Below are 20,866 nucleotides of genomic sequence, written 5' to 3'. Positions count from 1 at the left end.
ACACAAGGCACGGGCGGCTTGACGGGCTGCTCCTTTTTCAGCCACATGCCAGTTTCTTCATCCCCGCATGACCGACTGTTCCAACGGACGGCACGGTCCGTGGCGTGGCACCGCTGTTGCAACTTCAAGCCGCCGCGCCCGCATGGGACGGCGTGAGCAAACGGAGGGGAACAGGTATGGGTTTTCGTGGAATCGGGGCGACCCTGCGCGTGGCGCGGCGCGCCGTCCTAGGCGGCGTGGCCGCCGCGGCCTTGATCGGCGCGATGCCGGCGCTGGCCCAGACGGCCGGCAAGGTGAAGGTCGCCGGCGTCTACACGGTGCCGATCGAGCAGCAATGGGTCAGCCGCATCCACACCGCCCTGAAGGCCGCCGAGGCGCGCGGCGAGATCGAGTATGTCTGGGCGGAATCGGTCGCCAACACCGACTATGAGCGCGTGATGCGCCAATACGCCGAGGCCGGCCAGCAGTTGGTCTTCGGCGAGGTGTTCGGCGTGGAGCGCGCGGCGCGCGGCGTCGCCAAGGACTATCCCAAGACCGCCTTCGTCATGGGCTCCAGCTTCAAGCCGCAGGAGCCGAACTTCTCGGTCTTCGACAACTACATCCAGGAGCCGGCCTACCTGACCGGCATGATCGCCGGGGCGATGACCAAGTCGAACACGATCGGTCTGGTCGGCGGCTACCCGATCCCCGAGGTCAACCGCCTGATGAACGCCTTCATCGAGGGCGCCAAGGAGGTCAACCCGAAGGTCAAGGTCTCCGTCAGCTTCATCGGCTCGTGGTTCGACCCGCCCAAGGCCAAGGAAGCCGCCTTCGCCATGATCGACCGTGGCGCCGACGTGCTGTACGCCGAGCGTTTCGGCGTGTCCGACGCGGCCAAGGAGCGCAAGGTGCTCGCCATCGGCAACGTCATCGACACCCAGCCGCAATACCCCGACACCGTGGTCGCCAGCGCGCTGTGGCACATGGAGCCGTCGGTCGACCGCGCCATCGCCGCCGTGAAGGCCGGCACCTACAAGGCCGAGGATTACGGCCCCTACAGCAAGATGGAGCACAAGGGCTCCAGCCTCGCCCCGCTCGGCACCTTCGAGTCCAAGATCCCGGCGGAAACCGTCGCCAAGGTCAAGGCCCGCGAGGCCGAGATCCGCGCCGGCACGTTCACCGTCAAGGTCGACGACGGCGAGCCGAAGTCGACGATGTGACCGTGACGACCTCCGCCATGCCCACACCCGTCGCCGCACGCGCCGACGGCAAGGCGGAGGTCGTCCTCCGCCTTGCCGGGATCACCAAGCGCTTCGGTCCGCTGCTCGCCAACGACTCCATCTCGCTGAGCTTGCGCGCCGGCGAGGTGCTGGCGCTGCTGGGCGAGAACGGGGCCGGCAAGACCACCCTGATGAACATCCTGTTCGGCCATTACGTGGCCGACGCGGGCAGCATCGAGGCGTTCGGCCGGCCGCTGCCGCCGGGCTCGCCCCGCGCCGCGCTCCAGGCCGGCATCGGCATGGTCCACCAGCACTTCACGCTGGCGGACAATTTGTCGGTGCTCGACAACGTCGCGGTCGGGACCGAGCGGCTGTGGCGCCCCTGGTCGGATCGCGGGACGGCCAAGCGCCGGCTGCTCGATCTGGCCGGGCGCTTCGGTCTGGGGGTGCGGCCGGACGCGCTGGTCGGGGACCTGTCGGTCGGCGAGCGCCAGCGGGTCGAGATCCTCAAGGCGCTCTTCCGCGACGCCCGCATCCTGATCCTCGACGAGCCGACGGCCGTGCTGACGCCGCAGGAATCCGCCGGGCTGTTCGAGACGCTGCGCAAGCTGACGGCGGACGGGCTGGCGGTGGTCTTCATCAGCCACAAGATGAACGAGGTCTTCGCCGCCAGCGATACGGTCGCGGTGCTCCGCGCCGGAAAGCTGGTCGCCACCCACGCCACCGCCTCCACCGACCGCGAGAAGCTGGCCGAGCTGATGGTCGGCCGCGCCGTGAAGCCGCCCTCCCCCGCCCCGCTGGCGCCGGGCGAGCCGGTGCTGGCGCTGTCGGCGGTGACGGTCAAGTCCGATCACGGCCGGCCGCTGCTGGACGCCGTGGATCTGACCATCCGCCGCCATCAGGTCGTCGGCATCGCCGGGGTGTCGGGCAACGGCCAGACGGCGCTGGCCGATCTGGTCAGCGGGCTGATCCACCCCGATGCCGGCCACGCCGCCCTGAAGGGCGAGACGGTGGACCGCGCCGACCCGGCCGCCATGGTCCGGCGCGGCGTCGCCCGCATCCCCGAGGACCGGCACAGCGCCGGGCTGGTCGGCGCCATGGCGGTGTGGGAGAACCTGATCGCCGAGCGCTACCGCGACCCCGCCTTCTCCCGGCTGGGTGTGCTGCGCCGGGGCGCCGCCCGCGCCTACGCCCACGACGTCATCGACGCCTTCGACGTGCGCTGTCCGGGGCCGGACGCCCGCACGCAGCTTCTGTCGGGCGGCAACATGCAGAAGCTGATCCTCGGCCGCACGCTGGCCCACGGCCCCGACCTGATCCTGGCGAGCCAGCCGACGCGCGGGCTCGACGTCGGCGCCGTGTCCTACGTCCATGGCCGGCTGCTGGAGGCCCGCGCGGCCGGCGCCGGGGTGCTGTTGATCTCCGAGGATCTCGACGAGATCCTGGCGCTCGCCGACAGCATCGCCGTCATCCACCACGGGCGCCTCACCCCGCTTCTGCCGCACGACCGCGTGTCGGTCCGCCAGCTCGGCCTGCTGATGGCCGGGCATTGGGACATCCTGCCGGAGATCGTCGATGCGGCTTGAACCGCGCAACGACACCCCCCTCGCCGTCCGGCTGCTGGCGCCCGTCGCGGCGGTGGTCGCGGCGCTGGCGCTCTGCGCCCTGCTGATCGCCTGGACCGGTGCGCCGGTCCTGCGCGCCTACGGGCTGCTGATCGAGGGCGCCGTCGGCTCCCGCTTCGCCCTGACCGAGACGCTGACGCGGGCCACCCCGCTGATCCTGACCGGGCTCGCCGCCGCCGTCGCCTTCCGCGCCAAGCTGTGGAACATCGGCGCCGAGGGGCAGCTCTACATGGGCGCGCTCGCCGCCGTGGTGCTGGGCGGCGGCATGCTGAACCTGCCGTCCTGGCTGCTGATCCCGGCGGTGATGCTGGCCGGCATGGCGGCCGGCGGCGTCACGCTGCTGGGTCCGGCCGTCCTCAAGACCCGCTTCGGCGTGGACGAGGTGGTGACGACGCTGCTGCTGAACTTCGTGGTCCTGCTGCTGGTGTCGATGCTGCTGGAGGGCGCGCTCAAGGACCCGATGGGGATGGGCTGGCCGCAGTCGGCCCCGGTCGATCCGGCGGCGGAGCTGCCCAAGCTGGTCGAACGCACCCGCCTGCACGCCGGTCTCGCCGTCGCGCTGGGTCTGGCGGTGCTGCTGTGGCTGATCGACACCCGGACCATCTGGGGCTACGAGAACCGCGCGGTCGGCGCCAACCCGCGCGCGGCGGCCTTCGCCGGCATGCCGGTGTCGTGGATCATGCTGCGCACCGCCCTGCTGTCCGGCGGTCTCGCCGGGCTAGCCGGGGCGTCGGAGGTGTTGGGGCTGAAGGGCTACCTGACGCTCGACCTGTCGCCCGGCTTCGGCTACAGCGGCATCGTCGTCGCCATGCTGGCCCAGCTCCACCCGCTGGGCGTGGTCGGGGCGGCGCTGTTCATCGCCGGCATCTTCGTCGGCGCCGACGCCATGAGCCGCGCCATGCCGGTGCCCAACTACATCGCCGACGTGCTCGTCGCCACCAGCCTGCTCTGCATGCTGGTCGCCGGGCTCTTGGCGCGCTACCGCCTGCGGCGAGGCTGACGTGACCGAAATCCTCGACATTCTCGTCTCCGCCGCCTTCTGGACGGCGGTCCTGCGCATCGCCACCCCCTATGTGCTGGGCACGCTGGGGGAGCTGCTGTGCGAGCGCGCCGGGGTGCTGAACCTCGGCATCGAAGGCATCATGACACTGGGCGCCATGGCCGGCTGGATGGCGGTCTACCAGGGCGCCGACCTGTGGACCGGCGTGCTCTTCGCCGCCTTCTGCGGGGCGCTGCTCGGGCTGCTGCACGCGGTGCTGACGGTGCCGCTCGGCCTGTCGCAGCACGTCACCGGGATCGGCGTCACGCTGCTGGGAACCAGCCTGTCCTATTTCGTCTACCGCCTCGTCCTGCCCCAGGCCAGCACGCCGCCGACCGTCACGCCCTTCCAGCCGCTCGACCTGCCGGGGGCGCTGGCGCAGACGCCGCTGACCTACCTGGCCTTCGCGCTGGTCGGGCTGGTCGCCTATGTCCTCTACCGCACGCCGGTCGGGCTGGCGGTGCGGATGGTCGGCGAGAACCCGGCGGCGGCCGAGGCGCAGGGCCTCAGCGTCACCGGCGTGCGCATCGGCGCGGTGATGGCGGGCAGCGCGCTGATGGCGCTGGCCGGGGCCTTCCTGACGCTGTCGGCCTTCAACGCCTTCTTCTTCAACATGGTCAACGGGCGCGGCTGGATCTGCGTGGCGCTGGTGGTCTTCGCATCTTGGCGGCCGGGCAAGGCGCTGCTCGGCGCGCTGCTGTTCGCCGTGTTCGACGCGCTCCAACTCCGCCTGCAACAGGTGGCCGGCGGGGTCCTGCCCTACCAGGTCTTCCTGATGATGCCCTATCTGCTGAGCATCCTGGCGCTGGTCCTGGTGGCGCGCCGCGCCTCCTACCCGCGCGCCCTGATGGTGCCCTATCGCAAAGGAGAACGCTGATGTTCGATCTGATCCTGCGCCGCGCCACGCTGCCCGACGGGCGCACCGGCCTGGACATCGGCATCAAGGACGGCCGCATCGCCGCCGTGGAGCCGGCCCTCGCCGGGGAGGCGGCCAGCGAGATCGACGCCACCGGCCGGCTGGTGACGCCGCCCTTCGTCGACGCGCATTTCCACATGGATTCGACGCTCAGCTACGGCATGCCGCGCGTCAACCGTTCCGGCACGCTGCTGGAGGGGATCGCGCTGTGGGGCGAGCTGAAACCGCAGCTGGTCCAGGATTCCATCATCGAACGGGCCATGGCCTATTGCGACTGGGCGGTGGCGCGCGGCCTGCTGGCAATCCGCAGCCACGTCGACGTCTGCGACCCGCGCCTGCTGGCGGTCGAGGCGCTGCTGGAGGTCAAGAAGCGGGTCGCCCCCTATCTCGACCTGCAACTGGTCGCCTTCCCGCAGGACGGCGTGCTGCGCGCGCCGGGCACCGAGGAGCTTCTGCTCCAGGCCCTCGACATGGGCGTCGACGTGGTCGGCGGCATCCCGCATTTCGAGCGGACGATGGCCGACGGCGCCGCCTCGGTCCGGCTGCTCTGCGAGATCGCGGCGGAGCGCGGGCTGCTGGTCGACATGCATTGCGACGAGAGCGACGACCCTCTGTCGCGCCACGTCGAGACGCTGGCCTACGAGGCCAACCGGCTGGGCATGCAGGGGCGGGTCACCGGCTCGCACCTGACCTCCATGCACTCGATGGACAACTACTACGTCTCCAAGCTGATCCCGCTGATGGCGGAGGCGCAGCTGGGCGTCATCGCCAACCCGCTGATCAACATCACCCTGCAGGGCCGCCACGACACCTACCCCAAGCGCCGCGGCATGACCCGCGTGCCGGAGTTGATGGCCGCCGGGCTGACCGTGGCCTTCGGGCACGACTGTGTGATGGATCCCTGGTACCCGCTGGGCTCCGGCGACATGCTGGAGGTGGCGCATATGGGGCTGCACGTCGGGCAGATGACGGGGCATGACGGCATCGTCGCCAGCTTCGACGCGGTGACCGCCAACCCGGCCAAGCTGCTGCACCTCGACGGCTACGGGCTGGAGGTCGGCTGCCACGCCGATCTGGTGGTGCTCCAGGCCAACGGCCCGGTCGAGGCGATCCGCACCCGCGCCACCCGCCTGTTTGTGCTGCGGCGCGGCCGGGTGATCAGCCGTTGCGCACCCGTGCGGGCGGAGTTGGATCTGCCGGGGCGGCCGGAGAGCGTGGCGTTCACGACGCCGGTGGTGTGAGGGGCATCGGAGCCCGCCACCCTCACAAATGCGGCAGAGCAGGAGCCAGCGCCCGGCTGACCTCTTCCAGCTCGGCGGCCAGCCCCCCGGCGCGCGCGGCGTCGAACTGGTTGAGGAACATCGTCGCCGTGCAGGCCATCAGCGGACCGCCCTGCTCGTTACGGATCAGCACCGCCACCGACGCGGTGCCGACCGCGTAGTTGCCGTTGTCGACGCCCCAACCCCGTTCGGCCGCCTCGTCCGCCTGCGCCATGAAATCCTCGAAGACCAACGGGTGGTCCCAGCGGATCGAGGCGAATTGCCGTTCCAACTCCTCCCGCGACAGTCCGGAGCGCGGCGCCATCACCCGGCCGGCGGCGCCGATCAGCAGGGGCAGCCGCTGCCCGACGCTCATCTTGATCCGCATGTTGCCGGTGCCGAGCGCCTCCAGCACCAGCATCATGCGGTCCGCCGCGATCCGGCGCCACAGCGTGACCGTCACATTGTGCTCGCGGGCGATGCGCTCCATCAGCGGGCGCACCATGTTCACGTCGCTGGCGACCGTCGCGGCACCGCGCGCCAGTTCCATCACGCCCAAGCCGATGGAGTAGACCTTTCCCTGCGGGTCGAAGCGGACATAATCCTCCTGCACCAGCGTGCGCAGGATGTTGAATCCCGTGCTGGTGTTGATCTCCAGCTCCTGCACGATGTGGGTCAGGCTGACCGGCGCGCGGGCGCGGCTGAGGAATTTCAGGATCTTCACGCAGTTCAGCACCGCGCCCACCGATTTCCCGGCGTCCGTCCCCCGGCCCGAACCGGCCTCCCCCTCCTCGCTTTCGGCGTCCGGACCCGCGCGGCGCCTAGGCGGACGCCCGCGCCCGCGCTTGGGAAGCTCTGCCGCCGGATCCAGTTCCGCCCTGGTCTTCACCCCGTCCGTCACCCCACGCCCCCTGCTCCGCTTGGCCGTTCCCACCATAAGCCGGGCGTCACCGTCCGCCAAAGCAACGGATAGCACAATTTCATTTTTTCAGAAAATAATTCTCCATTGAGAAAAACTGCTGGACGGGCTGACGGATCGGCCCTACCGTAACGATGACGCCACGAACAGTCAGCGGCACGCCCCTCCTCAGGCCTGCCCTCCCCCGTGGCCTTTCCGGAGATCAGCCCGTGGCTTCCGAGCAAGACGCGAATCCTGAAGACGCCGTCCTCGTCGAACGGCGCAACGGCGTCGGCATCGTCACCCTGAACCGCGCCGACGCGATGAACGCCATCAACATGGCGGTGCGCGGCGGCCTGACCGCCGCCTGCCGGGCGCTGGAGGCCGACCCGTCGGTCCGCGCCGTCCTGTTCCGCGCCGACGGCCGCCGGGGCTTCTGCGTCGGCGCCGACATCAAGGAGTTCCGCCCGGTGGACTCGCCCGTCGCGGCGCGGCGGGTGGATCCGGCCATCGCCTACATCGACGCGGTGGCCGCCCTGACCAAGCCGACCGTCGCCGCCATCCACGGCTTCTGCCTGGGCGGCGGCTTCGAGATCGCGCTCGCCTGCGACCTGCGCATCGCCTCCGCCGACGCGGTGTTCGGGCTGCCGGAGATCAACCTCGGCCTCATCCCCGGCGCCGGGGGAACCCAGCGCCTGCCGCGCCTGATCGGGGTGGGCCGCGCGCTCGACCTGATGCTGACCGGCGAGCGCTTCACGGCGGAGGAGGCGTTGCGGCTCGGCGTGATCTCGCGACTGGCTCCGTCGCAGGACGCCCTGGCCGAGCAGTCCGTGGCGCTGGCCGAGACCATCGCCGCCAAGTCGCCGACCGCCGCCGCCTACGTCAAGGAGGCCGTGCTGGCCGGGGCCGACCTGGACCTCAAGGCCGGAATCGCGCTGGAGAAGAACCTCTTCACGCTGCTGCTCTCCACCGAGGACCGGATGGAGGCGGCCGCCGCCTTCCGCGAGAAGCGCCGCCCCGTCTTCACGGGCCGCTGACGTTCCCCTTTCCCCCGCATCCCCCCGCTGCCCCTCGCGCGCGGTGGCCAACATCCAAGGTGACCCGTCAAATGAACGCAGCCAGCCCGATCAACGCCGAGAGCAAGGTGACCGTCGTCGGCGCCGGCATCATGGGCCGTGGCATCGTCCACGCCTTCGCGGTGCGCGGCTTCCCCGTGGCGCTGTTCGACGTGAAGGCCGCCGCGCTGGACGACGCGCTGGGCAACATCCGCGACATCGTCGCGGGCGCGGTGAAGATCGGCAAGCTGACCGAGGCGCAGGCGGCGGAGACGCTGGCCCGCATCACCGTCGGCACCGACCTCGCCGACAGCGCGCGCGGCGCCGACCTCGTGGTCGAGACCGCCTCGGAGCGGCTGGACGTCAAGATCGACATCATCCGCACCATCGATCCCGTCGTGGCCGCCGACGCGATCATCGCCACCAACACCTCGGCGCTCAGCATCACCGAGATCGCGGCGGCCTCGGCCAACCCGGCCCGCGTCGCCGGCATGCATTTCTTCAACCCCGTCCACAAGATGAAGCTGGTCGAGATCATCCGCGGGCTCGCCACCGACGAGACGGTGATCGCGCGGCTGAAGGCGTGGTCGGACGCGCTGGGCAAGACCTCCATCGTCGTCAACGAGGCGCCCGGCTTCACCACCAGCCGCATGTCGGCGATGCTCGGCAACGAGGCGATGTACATGCTGGAATCCGGCGTCGCCAGCGCCGAGGACATCGACACCGCGCTGCGCCTGGGCCTCGGCCACCCGATGGGGCCGCTGGAACTGGGCGACATGACCGGCTGGGACACCCGGCTGGCCGTGCTCCAGTATCTGCACCAGTCGCTGGGCGAGAAGTTCCGCCCCTGCCCGCTGATCGCCAAGATGGTGAAGTCGGGCCGCACCGGCCGCAAGGTCGGTCACGGCGTCTACAAATACGAGAACGGGGCCAAGGTCCCCGGCTCGGGCCTGGGGAGCGTCTGACCATGCGCGAGGTCGTCATCGTCGAGGCCGTCCGCACGCCCATCGGGCGTTTCCGTGGCGCGCTGTCCCCCGTGCGCACCGACCATCTGGGGGCGCTGGTCCTCCAGGCGCTGGTCGCGCGCGCCGGCATCGCGCCGGAGCTGGTGGACGACGTGGTGTTCGGCTGCGTCACCCAGGTCGGCGAGCAATCGACCAACCCGGCGCGCACCGCGCTGCTGACCGCCGGCTGGCCCTTCGCCATCCCCGGCATGACGGTGGACCGCAAATGCGGCTCGGCGGAGGCGGCGGTCCACGCGGCGCTCGGCTCCATCGCGTCGGGTGCGTTCGACGTGGTCGTGGCCGGCGGGGTGGAGAGCATGAGCCGCGTGCCGATGGGCGGCAACCGCGACGTCCACGGCAAGCCCTTCGGCTGGAAGCTGCTGGAAACCCACCCCCAGATCGCCCAGGGCGAGGCGGCCGAGCGCATCAGCGACGCCTGGGGCCTGACCCGCGACGATCTGGACGACTACGCCATCGCCAGCCACCGCAAGGCGGCGGCGGCGGCGGACGCCGGCTGGTTCGACCGCGAGATCGTCCCGGTCCCGGTCGATGCGTGGCGCGAGCGCGACCTGCCGGAGACCGGCGTCGTCCTGTCGCGCGACGAGACGATCCGCCGCGAGACCAGCCGCGAGAAGCTGGGCACCCTGAAGACCAGCTTCCGGGAGAACGGCCGGGTCACCGCCGGCAACGCCTCGCAGATCGCCGACGGCGCCTCGGCGCTGCTGCTGATGGCGGCGGAGGTCGCCAAGGCGCATGGGTTGAGGCCGCGCGCCCGCTTCCGCGCGGTGACGACGGTCGGCGCCGACCCGACGCTGATGCTGACCGGGCCGATCCCGGCGACCCGCCGGGTGCTGGAGCGGAGCGGCCTGTCGCTCGGCGACATCGACCTGTTCGAGGTGAACGAGGCATTCGCCTCCGTGCCGATCGTCTGGCAGCGCGAGTTGGGCGCCGACGCGGAGCGGCTGAACGTCAACGGCGGCGCCATCGCGCTCGGCCACCCGCTGGGGGCATCCGGCGCCCGGCTGATGACCACGCTGCTGCACGAGTTGGAGCGGCGCGACGCCACCTTCGGTCTGCAGACGATGTGCTGCGCCGGGGGTCTCGGCACCGCCACCCTGATCGAACGGCTCCGCTGAGAAAGCCCTTCTCCCGAACCCGGCGACACCTTGACCAAGGACACCCCCATGAAACCCTGGCCCTTGTGGGACACACCCTTCTTCGAGGACCGCCACCGCGCCTTCGCCCAAACCCTTCTTGAGCTGGAGCTGCCGGAGGTGGACGAGGAGGGCGATCTCGGCCCCGCCAGCCGGATCCTGGCCCGCGCGCTGGGCGAACAGGGGCTGCTCGACGTGGTCGTCCCCCCCGGGGCCGAGACCGGCGAGGCCCGCATCGACCTGCGCGCGGTCTGTCTGGCGCGCGAGGTGCTGGCCTACCGCTTCGGCGATCTGGCGGATTCGGTCTTCGTCATGCAGGGCATCGGCACGGCGGCGCTGTGGCAGACCGGTTCGGCCGATCTCTGCCGCCGCATCCTCCCCTCCGCCCGCCGGGGCGAGACCATCGCCGCGCTGGCCCTGACCGAGCCGGAGACCGGGTCCGACGTCGCCAACATCGCCACGGCGGCGGAGCGTGACGGCGAGGGCTGGCGCATCACCGGGGCCAAGACCTTCATCTCCAACGCCGGCTTCGCCGACCATTACGTCGTCATCGCCCGCACCGGCGAGGCGCCCGGCGCCCGTGGCCTGACCGCCTTCCTGGTCGACGCCGACGCCCCCGGCCTGACCGCCGGCCCACCCATCCGCTTCATGGCGCCCCACCCGGCGGCGCCCCTGCGCTTCGACGCCGTACCGGTCGGCCCCGACCGCGTGATCGGCGCGCCGGGTCAGGGCTTCAAGGTGGCGATGGTGACCTTCGACGTGTTCCGCGCCTCGGTCGGCGCGGCGGGGATCGGGGCCGGGCGGCGCGCGCTGGACGAGAGCCTCGGCCGCGTCACCACCCGGCGGCTGTTCGGCCGGACGATGGCCGAGATGGACGGCGTCCAGACCAAGCTGGCCGAGATGGCGACGACGCTGGAGAGCGCCGCGCTCTGCGTCTACCGCGCCGCCTGGGCCAAGGACACCAGCGGCGAGCGCTGCACCCGCGACGTGTCGATGGCGAAGCTGACCGGCAGCGAGGCCGCCGCCACGGTGGTCGACGCCGCCGTGCAGCTGTTCGGCGGGGCCGGCGTGGCCCATGGCAGCGTGGTCGAGAAGCTGTACCGCGAGGTTCGCCCGATGCGCATCTACGAGGGCGCCTCGGAGGTGCAGAAGCTCGTCATCGCCCGCGACCTGATCAAGCATTTCCAGCAGGAACCCAGCCGATGAGCGACAGCATCCTGGCCGACACCGCGCAGCGCCTGTTCGCCGAGCGCTTCACGCCCGAGCTTCTGCGCGCCGCCGATTCCGGGCAGTGGCCGGCCGCCGCCTGGGCCGCCGTCGAGGAAATGGGCCTGCCGCTCGCCCTGGTGCCCGAGGAGGCCGGCGGCTTCGGCGTGGACACGCTCGACGCGCTGGCCCTGGTCCGCAGCGCCGGCTCCTTCGCCGCCCCGGTGCCGCTGGCCGAGACGATGCTGGCCGCGTGGCTGCTCGCCGGGGCCGGGATGGCGATCCCCGCCGGGCCGCTGGGCATCGCCCCGACGCAAAGCGCCAAGGGCGATCTGGCGTTGACCCGCGACGGCGCCTCCTGGCGCCTGACCGGCACCGCGCACCGCGTTCCCTGGGGCCGCGTCGCCACCGCCGTCGCCCTGCTGGTGGAACAGGAATCCGGTTCCGTCGTCTGCCTCCTGGAGCCGGGCGACTGGACCGTCGAGGAGGGGCGCAACATCGCCGGCGAGCCGCGCGACACGCTGCGGATCGACGCCGTTCTGGACGCCGCGCGGGTCGCCCCGGCAGCCCCCGGCGTGACCCCGGCCGATCTGTTCGCCATGGGCGCCACGCTGCGCAGCCTCGCCATGGCCGGCGCCATCGAGCGCGTTCTGGAGCTGACCGTGCAATACGCCGGGGAGCGCGTGCAGTTCGGCCGTCCGCTCGGCAAGTTCCAGGCGGTGCAGCAGAACCTCGCCATTTTGGCCAGTCAGGCCGCTGCCGCCGGGGCGGCCGCCGACGGGGCCGCCGAGGCGCTGGCCGAACGCAGCGGCGGGCCTCTGCGCGTGCTCCCCATCGCCGCCGCCAAGCTGCGCTGCGGCGAGGCCGCCGGGCTGACCGCCTCCATCGCGCACCAGATGCACGGGGCCATCGGCTTCACCCACGAGCATGTCCTCCACCACCTGACCCGCCGCCTGTGGTCCTGGCGCGACGAGTTCGGCAACGAATCCGTCTGGGCGCTGCGCATCGGCCGGGAGGTCGCCGAGGCCGGCGCCGACGGGCTCTGGCCGCTCGTCACCGCCGCCTGAGACCAACCGCCGCCCCGCCCTTCGCCCGAGAGACCCCGCCCATGCCCCGCATCGCCTTTCCGCCCCCGCCCTCCAGCGCCGCGACCGAGGCGTTGCGCGCGGAGGTCCGCGACTTCCTGAAGACCGAGCTGGCCGACCGCCCGCCCCGCCTGCGGGCGGAGTCCTGGAACGGCTTCGACGCCGCGTTCAGCCGCAGGATGGGCGCGCGCGGTTGGATCGCCATGACGTGGCCCAAGCAATACGGCGGGCACGAACGCAGCGCGCTCGAACGCTACGTCGTGCTGGAGGAGACGCTGGCGGCCGGCGCCCCCGTCGCCGCCCACTGGATCGCCGACCGCCAGAGCGGGCCGCTGCTGCTGAAGAACGGCACCGAGGAGCAGCGCCGGACCATCCTGCCGCGCATCGCCGCCGGGGAGTGCACCTTCTGCATCGGCATGAGCGAGCCGGATTCGGGCTCCGACCTCGCCGCCGTGCGCACCCGCGCGGTGCCGGTGCCAGAGGCCGAAGGCGGCGGCTGGCGGGTCAACGGCACCAAGCTGTGGACGACCTACGCCCACAAGGCCCAGTACATGATCCTGTTCTGCCGCACCGACGGCGGCACCGAGGACCGGCAGGGCGGCACAAGCCAGCTTCTGGTCGATCTGACGACGCCCGGCATCACCATCCGCCCGATCCTCGACCTGTCCGGCGCCCATCACTTCAACGAGGTGGTGTTCGAGGACGTGGTCCTGCCCGCCGACGCCCTGATCGGCAACCGGGGCGAGGGCTGGACGCAGGTGATGAGCGAACTCGCCTACGAGCGCAGCGGGCCGGAACGCTTCCTGTCCTCGATGGCGCTGCTGATCGAGCTGGTGCGGGCGCTGGGTCCGTCGCCGTCGGGCCACGCCGCCATCGCGGTCGGCCGGCTGACCGCGCATCTGATCGTCCTGCGCCGCCTGTCGCGCTCGGTCGCCGGGATGCTCGACAAGGGCGAGAACCCGACCCTGCAGGCCTCGCTGGTCAAGGATCTGGGCGCGCTGTTCGAACAGGAGATCCCGGAGATCGCCCGCCAACTGGTCGAGGCCGAGCCCGATCTGGAGTCGACGCGGGAGTTCTCCGCCGTGCTGGCGCACACCGTGATGAACGCCCCGGCCTTCTCGCTGCGCGGCGGCACGCGGGAGATCCTGCGCGGCATCATCGCGCGCGGGCTGGGACTGCGCTGAGGGCGCGGAAACGCGCTGGCCCCCTCCCCGACCCTCCCCCGCTGGCGCGGGAGAGGGGGCCTTGTGCGAAGCGGCGGAGTTCCCTCTCCCGCGCCAGCGGGGGAGGGTTAGGGAGGGGGCAAAGCGCCCCCGCCACAGAACGAATCCACGGAGACCCACCATGACCGACCCCGTCCTCTACGAGGCCGACGACGGCATCGTCACGCTGACGCTGAACCGTCCGGAGATGCGCAACCCGATCTCCGACCCCGACGTGATCGACGCCATGGTCGAAGCGCTCGACCGGCTGAACGCGGACTCCTCGGTCCGGGTCGCCATCGTGACCGGGACGGGCAGCGCCTTTTCCTCCGGCGGCAACCTGCACAGCATGCGCGAGGGCGGCGGGCTGAACGACCCCCTGCCCGCCCGCACCCGGTACAACTACCAGCGCGGCATCCAGCGCATCCCGCTGGCCTTCGAGCGGCTGGAGGTGCCGGTCATCGCCGCCGTCAACGGCCCTGCCATCGGCGCCGGCTGCGACCTCGCCTGCATGTGCGACCTGCGCATCGCCTCGGAGGCCGCGCGTTTCGCCGAGAGCTTCGTCAAGGTCGGCATCGTGCCGGGCGACGGCGGCGCGTGGCTGCTGCCGCGCGTGGTGGGCTTCTCCAAGGCCTGCGAGATGGCCTTCACCGGCGACCCCATCGACGCCGCCGAGGCGCTGGCCTGCGGCCTCGTCTCCAAGGTGGTGCCGCCGGCCGAGCTGCTCCCGGCCGCCCAGGCCCTGGCCAAGCGCATCGCCGTCAACCCCGCCCACGCGGTGCGGATGACCAAGCGCCTGCTGCGCGAGGGCCGGCACGTCCGCCTCGACACGCTGCTGGAGATGTCCGCCGCCATGCAGGCGCTGGCCCACGCCACCGCCGACCACCGCGAGGCGGTGGACGCCATGCTGGGCAAGCGTCCGCCGACCTTCACCGGCGAATGAGGAAAAGCGAAAAGGCCGGCGTCTCCGCCGGCCTTTTTTCCTTACGGCCTCACACCCGCTCGAAGATGGCGGCAATGCCCTGGCCGCCGCCGATGCACATCGTCACCAGCGCGTAGCGCCCGCCAGTGCGGTGCAGTTCGTGGATCGCCTTCACCGTGATGATGGCGCCGGTCGCGCCGACCGGGTGGCCCAGCGAGATGCCCGACCCGTTCGGGTTGACCTTGGCGGGGTCGAAGTCCAACTCGCGGATCACCGCGCAGGCCTGGGCGGCGAAGGCCTCGTTCGATTCGATCACGTCGAGGTCCGACACGCGCAGGCCGGTGCGCTCCAGCACCTTGCGGGTCGCCGGGATCGGGCCGATGCCCATGTGATCCGGCTCGACGCCGGCGTGGGCGTAGCCGACCAGACGGGCCAGCGGCTTCAGCCCCAGCGCCTGGGCGCGCCGCGCGTCCGCCAGCACCACCGCCGCCGCCCCGTCGTTGAGGCCCGACGCGTTGCCGGCGGTCACCGAGCCGTCCTTCTTGAAGACCGGCTTCATCTTGGCGAGGTTCTCGGCGGTCACGTCGCCCCGAACATGCTCGTCGGTGTCGAAGACCACCGTGCCCTTGCGCGACGCGATCTCGACCGGGACGATCTGCTCCTTGAAGCGGCCCTCGGCGATGGCGTGGGCGGCGCGGCGCTGGCTTTCCAGCGCCAGCGCGTCCTGCGCCGCGCGGTCGATGCCGTAGCGGGCGGCGACGTTCTCGGCGGTGACGCCCATGTGAATCTTCTGCCACGGGTCGTGCAGGATGCCGTTCATGTAGTCGACCAGCGCCCCGTCGCCGAGCCGGGTGCCCCAGCGCGCGCTCGGCACGAGATAGGGGCCGCGGCTCATGGATTCGGCACCGGCACCGATGGCGACCTCGCAGTCGCCGAGCGCGATGGCTTGCGCCGCCGAGACGATGGCCTGGAGGCCCGAGCCGCACAGCCGGTTGACGTTGAAGGCCGGGGTCTCCAGGGGGATGCCCGCGTCGATGGCGGCGACGCGGCTGAGATAGGCGTCCTTGGTGTCGGTCGGGATGACGTTGCCCATCACCACATGGCCGATGGCGTCGGGCGCGGCGCCCGAGCGCTCCAGCGCCGCCTTCACCGCCGTGGTGGCCAGCGCGGTCAGCGGAACGTCCTTCAGGCTGCCGCCGAAACCGCCGATGGCGGTGCGGGCGGCGCCGACGATGACGATGTCGTTCTGCATGGTTGTCCTGCTCCTCTCGATGAGCCTTGGCCCCTGGTTCCGGGCCTTTGCGTGCGTTGACTGGGCGGGGCGATCAGCGCCCCCGGAAGACCGGCTTGCGCTTGGCGAGGAAGGCGGCGATGCCCTCGCGGAAATCCCCGGTCCCGGCGGTGGCGCGGAAACGCGCGCGCTCGGCGTCGAGTTGCTGGTCCAGCGACGCGGTCCAGGACTGCCGCAACAGGTGGCGGATGCCGGCGTAGGCGACGGTCGGGCCATTGGCCAGCCGTTCGGCCAGGGCGCGGGTCTCCTCGGCCAGCGCCGCCGCCGGCACCACCTTGTTGACGAGGCCGAGCCGTAGGGCCTCGGCGGCGTCGACGAGGTCCGCCAGCATCGCCAGCTCCATCGCGCGCCGCACGCCGACCAGACGTGGCAGATTGTAGGTCCCCGACCCGTCCGGCGTCGCGCCGATGCGGGCGTAGGCCGTGGTGAACTTGGCGTCGTCGGCGGCGATGCAGAGATCGGCGGCGCAGGCGAGGCTCATCCCCGCCCCGGCGACCGGCCCGTGCACCGAGGCCAGCACCGGGATGTCCAACCGGTCGAGGATGCGCAGGGCCTCGTGCAGGGAATCGATGATGGCGGTGACGACCTCCGGCGCGGCGGCCGGGTCGTCGTTGAAGCGGGACACGTCGCCGCCGGCCAGGAAACCGCGCCCGTTACCGGCGATGACCAGCACCCGCGTCGGGCCGCCCGGCCCCTCCTCCGCCACCGACCGGCAGGCGTCGCGGAAGGCGGCGGCCATGCCCTCGTCCAGCGCGTTGAGGACGGCGGGACGGTTCAGGCGGATCCACGACACGGCGCCCTCGCGGGACAGCAGCACGGGCGGAGCGGTGTCGGTCATCGCGGCGTCTCCCAAGGGACTTCTCTCGGGGAAACGATATGTTACCGGACAGTAGGTTCTGTCAACGATTTGCGGTGGGGTGCGGCCATGCGTGCCCTCACACCGCTGCCCGAAAAGGAAATGGCCGGGTCGAGCCCGGCCATTTCCCAAAGTCCCAAAACCGCAACAGCGATCAGCCCGCCAGGAACGCCTTCAACCCGTCCACCACCGCGCGCATTTCCGCCTCGGTGCCGATGGTCACGCGCAGGCAGCTCGGCAGGCCGTAGGCCGGCATCTGGCGGACCAAAATACCACGCCCCTTCAGAAGCTGGCGCGCCGCCTCGGCGTCGTCCTTGCCGGGGGCCTGCCCCTTGAAGTCCACCAGGACGAAGTTGGTCACGCTCGGATGCACGGTCAGGCCCAGCGCCTGGACCTCGGCCGCGAACCACGCCCGCCACGTCTCGTTGTGGGCGCGCGAGCGTTCCAGGAATTCGGTGTCCTCGACGGCGGCGACGCCGGCCACATGGGCGGCGTTGGAAACGTTGAACGGCCCGCGCACCCGGTTCAGCACGTCGACGATCCCCGCCGGCCCGTAGGCCCAGCCGATGCGCAGCGAGCCCAGCGCGTAGATCTTCGAGAAGGTCCGGGTCATCACCACGTTGGGGAAGCGTTCCACCAGCTCCTCGCCGGCGGTGTAGTCCTCGCGGTTCATGTATTCGGCGTAGGCGGCGTCGATCACCAGGATCACGTTGGCCGGCAGCCCGGCGTGCAGGCGCGCCACCTCCGAGGCCGGCAGGTAGGTTCCCGTCGGGTTGTTCGGGTTGGCGAGGAACACCAGCTTGGTGCGCGGGGTCACACGGGCCAGCAGCGAATCGACGCTGGCGGTCAACCCGTCCTCGGGCGCCGTCACCGGGGTGGCGCCGACCGACTTGGCGCCGATCGGGTACATCAGGAAGCCGTATTGCGAATAGAGAACCTCGTCGCCCGGCCCGGCGTAGGAGCGGATCAGCAGGCTGATGAGTTCGTCCGACCCGGCGCCGCAGACGATGCGGTCGGCGTCCAGGTTGAAGCGCTTGGCGATGGCGCCGCGCAGGGCCGACGAACCGCCGTCCGGGTAGCGGTGCAGCGTGTCCGCCGCAGCCGCGTAGGCCGCCATGGCGCGCGGGCTGGGACCGAGCGCGCCCTCGTTCGACGCCAGCCGGATGTGGCCGTGATGCTCGCCGCCGACGTAAGCGGCGATGTCGAGAATCCCCGGACGCGGCACCGGGCCGTTCGGCTGAGTCATGGCGTGCGAACCTTCTGAAGGCGTTGCTGTTTGGGAAGAGTGTTACGCGAGGTTGAGCGGCACGGCGTAGCCGCCGACCGTGTTGACCCGCACCGGGATGTCCCCGGACCGCTCGACCAGGGTGGTCAGGCGGGGATCGGCGGGATCGACGAAATCGGCGATCTCCACCAGATGGATGGACGGACCGCCGCCGCCATGGTCGGTGGCGTGTCCACCGGCGTGCCACGTGCAGAAATTCACGGGCGGCAGGCCGCAGGCCTCCAGCATGTCCTTCAGGCGGCCGCGGCTCAGCGCCCCGCCGATCTCGATGCTCAGCAGGGTGCGGTCGTCGCCGGTCGGCTCATGCGCGGCGACGGCGATGGCCAGCGCGTCGCGGTTCTCGCCACGGGCGTTGCCGCGCCCGCCGAACGGCAGCCGGGCGACCACGCGCGGCCGGTTGGCGTCGGCCGAGACCAGGAAGCGCCACCACGGATCCTTGTCGTCCTCGGCCGGATAGGGCACGACGCCGACGGTCGCCGTGCCGTCCGACACGGCGCGCAGCGCCGCGGCCGGGGTGTTGACGGCGCTCATCGGCACGGAGCTGCCGTAATGGTCGCGGGCGACGTCCCAGAAGCCGCGCTTGTCCTCCGGCGCGTAGACGGCGATGGCGAAGGGGCCCTGCATGCGGGTGAAGGCGGAGATCATCTCCCGCCAGATGCGGACGACAGCCTGGGCCGGGAAGCTGCCGGTGTGGCGCGCCATCAGGCGACGCAGGATCGACGCCTCGCGGCCGGGGCGCAGATAGACCGCCTGTCCGGGCGAGCCCTTGGCGGCGCCGATGCGCTCCACCAGGGCGGCGCGGCGCATCAGCAGATCGTGGAGCGCGTCATCGATCTGGTCGATTTCGCGGCGCAAATCGTCGAGCGGAGTCCGGGTGGGTGACATCGATCACGAAACCAATACGGAGGCAAAGCCGGATAGTAGTAGTCCGCATGCGCCGCGAAATCAAAGAAAACGTTGACACTCCGAAGCTTGGCTTCGTAGCTATACGCCAACCGTTCAGCCCGAGGCTTTCCGTCATTCCGACCATGAGCGCGTCCCAGCCCACCGTCGTCGTTCCCGCTGACGCGGGGCTCCTGCCCGGCAAGCGGGTGCGGCTCGGCGATCCCGTGCCGATGCGGCTGGACAGCGGCGCGGAACTGGGGCCGTTCGAGGTCGCCTACCAGACCTACGGCACGCTGAACGCCGACAAGTCCAACGCCATCCTGATCTGCCACGCCCTGACCGGCGACCATTTCGTGGCGGAGACGCACCCCATCACCGGCAAGCCCGGCTGGTGGGAGATGCTGGTCGGCCCCGGCCGGCCGGTGGACACCGACCGCTACTTCGTCATCTGCTCCAACGTGCTGGGCGGCTGCCTGGGCAGCTCCGGCCCGAAGGACATCGACCCGGCGACCGGCCAGCCCTACGGCCTGTCCTTCCCGGTCATCACCATCGGCGACATGGTGCGCGCCCAGAAGCTGCTGGTCGAGCATCTGGGGATCGAGAAGCTGTTCTGCGTCGTCGGCGGCTCCATGGGCGGCATGCAGGTGCTGCAATGGGCGGTCGCCTACCCCGAATCGGTGTTCGCGGCCTGCCCCATCGCCACTGCCGCCCGCCATTCGGCGCAAAACATCGCCTTCCACGAGGTCGGGCGGCAGGCGATCATGGCCGACCCGAACTGGCGCGGCGGCAACTACCTGCTGGAGGCCACGCGGCCGGAGGCCGGTCTGGCGGTGGCGCGCATGGCCGCGCACATCACCTACCTGTCGCAGACCGCCCTGCACCGCAAGTTCGGGCGCAATCTGCAGGACCGCAAGGCCTTCACCTACGGCTTCGACGCCGATTTCCAGGTGGAGAGCTACCTGCGCTACCAGGGCGCGGCCTTCGTCGAGCGGTTCGACGCCAACTCCTACCTCTACATCACCCGCGCGATGGACTATTTCGACCTCGCCGCCGACGCGGGCGGGCTGCTGGCCGACGCCTTCCGGCCGGGGGGGAAGACCACGCCGGTGCGCTTCTGCCTCGCCAGCTTCACCAGCGACTGGCTGTTCCCGACCTCGGAGTCCCGCGCCATCGTCCACGCGCTGAACGCGGTCGCCGCCAACGTCAGCTTCGTGGAGATCGAGACGGACAAGGGCCACGACGCCTTCCTGCTGGACGAGCCGGAGTTCCATCAGGTCATCCACGGCTTCCTGGAAGGCTGCGCCGAGCATCGCGGCCTGACCGTGCGCCGCCGCGCCCGCTGACGAAAGACGAGACCGCCCCCGTGGACATTCGCGACGACCTGAAGCTGATCGCCGAGATGGTGCAGCCGAACAGCCGCGTGCTGGACGTCGGCTGCGGCGACGGCGCGCTGCTCGACTACCTGCGGCATACCAAGAGCGTGGACGGGCGCGGCATCGAGCTCAGCATGGACGGCGTGCGGCAATGCGTGGCGCACGGCCTGTCGGTGATCCAGGGCGACGCCGAGACGGATCTGAAGGATTACCCCGCCGACGCGTTCGACTACGTGATCCTCGGCCAGACGCTCCAGGCGATGCGCAACCCGCGCGAGGTGCTGGACCTGATGTGCCGCATCGGCCGGCGCGCCATCGTCTCGGTCCCGAACTTCGGCTACTGGCGGATCCGGCTGCAGCTGCTGGCCACCGGGCGCATGCCGGTGACGGAAAAGCTGGGCTACCAGTGGTGGGAGACGCCCAACATCCATTTCTGCACGCTGCGCGACTTCGTCGTGCTGACCGAGGAGATGGGCATCCGCATCGAGCAGGCCCGCATCCTCGACCGCGCCGGACGGGTCACCGGGCGGGCGCATTCGGGCTTCGCCAACCTGCTGGGCGAACAGGGCGTGTTCCTGCTGAAGCGGGACTGAGCGGCAACCGGAAGCCGGT

The 20,866-nt window shown here is 71.1% G+C and carries 19 protein-coding genes; 14 read left to right on the top strand and 5 right to left on the bottom strand.

Annotated features, from left to right (window positions below):
- The first annotated feature begins 176 nt into the window (after positions 1–176).
- Genes EJ913_RS21865 through EJ913_RS21845 form a run of 5 tightly spaced genes read left to right on the top strand, consistent with a single transcriptional unit; the run spans position 177 to position 6,020 of the window.
- Complete coding sequence (locus tag EJ913_RS21865) at positions 177–1,199, top strand: BMP family protein (protein ID WP_127001847.1); 1,023 nt, start codon at positions 177–179, stop codon at positions 1,197–1,199.
- A 17-nt stretch (positions 1,200–1,216) separates the two neighbouring features.
- Positions 1,217–2,785 carry an ABC transporter ATP-binding protein gene (locus EJ913_RS21860; protein ID WP_127001845.1) on the top strand — a complete coding sequence of 523 codons (1,569 nt, stop codon included), beginning with the start codon at positions 1,217–1,219 and terminating at the stop codon, positions 2,783–2,785.
- Positions 2,775–3,824, top strand: a complete 1,050-nt coding sequence (locus EJ913_RS21855; RefSeq protein WP_127001843.1) for an ABC transporter permease — start codon at positions 2,775–2,777, stop codon at positions 3,822–3,824. Before EJ913_RS21860 ends, EJ913_RS21855 begins: the two co-directional genes overlap by 11 nt.
- Position 3,825: 1 nt before the next feature.
- A complete protein-coding gene (locus tag EJ913_RS21850; RefSeq protein WP_127001841.1) occupies positions 3,826–4,740 on the top strand; it encodes an ABC transporter permease in 915 nt (304 codons plus the stop codon).
- The gene (locus EJ913_RS21845; RefSeq protein ID WP_127001839.1) at positions 4,740–6,020 is read left to right on the top strand and encodes an amidohydrolase family protein; all 1,281 of its coding nucleotides are present in this window, start codon (positions 4,740–4,742) and stop codon (positions 6,018–6,020) included. Before EJ913_RS21850 ends, EJ913_RS21845 begins: the two co-directional genes overlap by 1 nt.
- 22 nt (positions 6,021–6,042) lie before the next feature.
- Here the strand turns inward: EJ913_RS21845 and EJ913_RS21840 are convergent, their stop codons facing one another.
- Positions 6,043–6,927: an IclR family transcriptional regulator gene (locus EJ913_RS21840; RefSeq protein ID WP_185909882.1), complete on the bottom strand. Its 885-nt coding sequence runs from the start codon at positions 6,925–6,927 to the stop codon at positions 6,043–6,045.
- A 239-nt stretch (positions 6,928–7,166) separates the two neighbouring features.
- On the opposite strand from EJ913_RS21840, the gene EJ913_RS21835 reads away from it, so the two are divergent.
- The 7 genes from EJ913_RS21835 to EJ913_RS21805 all read left to right on the top strand — a co-directional run bounded on the left by EJ913_RS21835 (position 7,167) and on the right by EJ913_RS21805 (position 14,585).
- The gene (locus tag EJ913_RS21835) at positions 7,167–7,973 is read left to right on the top strand and encodes an enoyl-CoA hydratase/isomerase family protein (RefSeq protein ID WP_211099020.1); all 807 of its coding nucleotides are present in this window, start codon (positions 7,167–7,169) and stop codon (positions 7,971–7,973) included.
- A gap of 71 nt (positions 7,974–8,044) precedes the next feature.
- Positions 8,045–8,956: a 3-hydroxyacyl-CoA dehydrogenase gene (locus tag EJ913_RS21830; RefSeq protein ID WP_127001833.1), complete on the top strand. Its 912-nt coding sequence runs from the start codon at positions 8,045–8,047 to the stop codon at positions 8,954–8,956.
- A 2-nt stretch (positions 8,957–8,958) separates the two neighbouring features.
- Complete coding sequence (locus tag EJ913_RS21825; RefSeq protein WP_127001831.1) at positions 8,959–10,131, top strand: thiolase family protein; 1,173 nt, start codon at positions 8,959–8,961, stop codon at positions 10,129–10,131.
- Positions 10,132–10,179: 48 nt separating this feature from the next.
- Positions 10,180–11,355: an acyl-CoA dehydrogenase family protein gene (locus tag EJ913_RS21820; RefSeq protein WP_127001829.1), complete on the top strand. Its 1,176-nt coding sequence runs from the start codon at positions 10,180–10,182 to the stop codon at positions 11,353–11,355.
- Positions 11,352–12,422 (top strand): acyl-CoA dehydrogenase family protein, encoded by a 1,071-nt coding sequence (locus tag EJ913_RS21815; RefSeq protein ID WP_127001827.1) that lies wholly within the window; start codon positions 11,352–11,354, stop codon positions 12,420–12,422. The genes EJ913_RS21820 and EJ913_RS21815 overlap by 4 nt, the downstream gene beginning before the upstream one ends.
- 41 nt (positions 12,423–12,463) lie before the next feature.
- A complete protein-coding gene (locus EJ913_RS21810; RefSeq protein ID WP_127001825.1) occupies positions 12,464–13,624 on the top strand; it encodes an acyl-CoA dehydrogenase family protein in 1,161 nt (386 codons plus the stop codon).
- A gap of 160 nt (positions 13,625–13,784) precedes the next feature.
- On the top strand, positions 13,785–14,585 hold the full coding sequence (locus EJ913_RS21805) for a crotonase/enoyl-CoA hydratase family protein (protein WP_127001823.1): 801 nt from the start codon (positions 13,785–13,787) through the stop codon (positions 14,583–14,585).
- Positions 14,586–14,634: 49 nt separating this feature from the next.
- Here the strand turns inward: EJ913_RS21805 and EJ913_RS21800 are convergent, their stop codons facing one another.
- From EJ913_RS21800 to pheA, 4 genes are all read right to left on the bottom strand, one after another.
- Positions 14,635–15,816 (bottom strand): acetyl-CoA C-acyltransferase family protein, encoded by a 1,182-nt coding sequence (locus EJ913_RS21800; protein ID WP_127001821.1) that lies wholly within the window; start codon positions 15,814–15,816, stop codon positions 14,635–14,637.
- 73 nt (positions 15,817–15,889) lie between these two features.
- Positions 15,890–16,693, bottom strand: a complete 804-nt coding sequence (locus tag EJ913_RS21795) for an enoyl-CoA hydratase/isomerase family protein (RefSeq protein WP_127001819.1) — start codon at positions 16,691–16,693, stop codon at positions 15,890–15,892.
- A gap of 172 nt (positions 16,694–16,865) precedes the next feature.
- A complete protein-coding gene (gene hisC / locus EJ913_RS21790) occupies positions 16,866–17,957 on the bottom strand; it encodes a histidinol-phosphate transaminase (RefSeq protein ID WP_127001817.1) in 1,092 nt (363 codons plus the stop codon).
- A 42-nt stretch (positions 17,958–17,999) separates the two neighbouring features.
- Complete coding sequence (gene pheA / locus EJ913_RS21785) at positions 18,000–18,881, bottom strand: chorismate mutase (protein ID WP_127001815.1); 882 nt, start codon at positions 18,879–18,881, stop codon at positions 18,000–18,002.
- 143 nt (positions 18,882–19,024) lie between these two features.
- Between pheA and metX the strand changes: the two genes are divergently transcribed.
- Positions 19,025–20,224 carry a homoserine O-acetyltransferase MetX gene (gene metX / locus EJ913_RS21780; protein WP_127001813.1) on the top strand — a complete coding sequence of 400 codons (1,200 nt, stop codon included), beginning with the start codon at positions 19,025–19,027 and terminating at the stop codon, positions 20,222–20,224.
- A gap of 20 nt (positions 20,225–20,244) precedes the next feature.
- Complete coding sequence (gene metW / locus EJ913_RS21775; protein ID WP_280531386.1) at positions 20,245–20,847, top strand: methionine biosynthesis protein MetW; 603 nt, start codon at positions 20,245–20,247, stop codon at positions 20,845–20,847.
- Positions 20,848–20,866: the final 19 nt, after the last annotated feature.

The organism is Azospirillum doebereinerae, from assembly GCF_003989665.1.
Classification (GTDB): domain Bacteria; phylum Pseudomonadota; class Alphaproteobacteria; order Azospirillales; family Azospirillaceae; genus Azospirillum; species Azospirillum doebereinerae.
The sequence above is the reverse complement of the archived record's forward strand: the minus strand, read 5'-3'. Positions and strand labels throughout refer to the sequence as shown.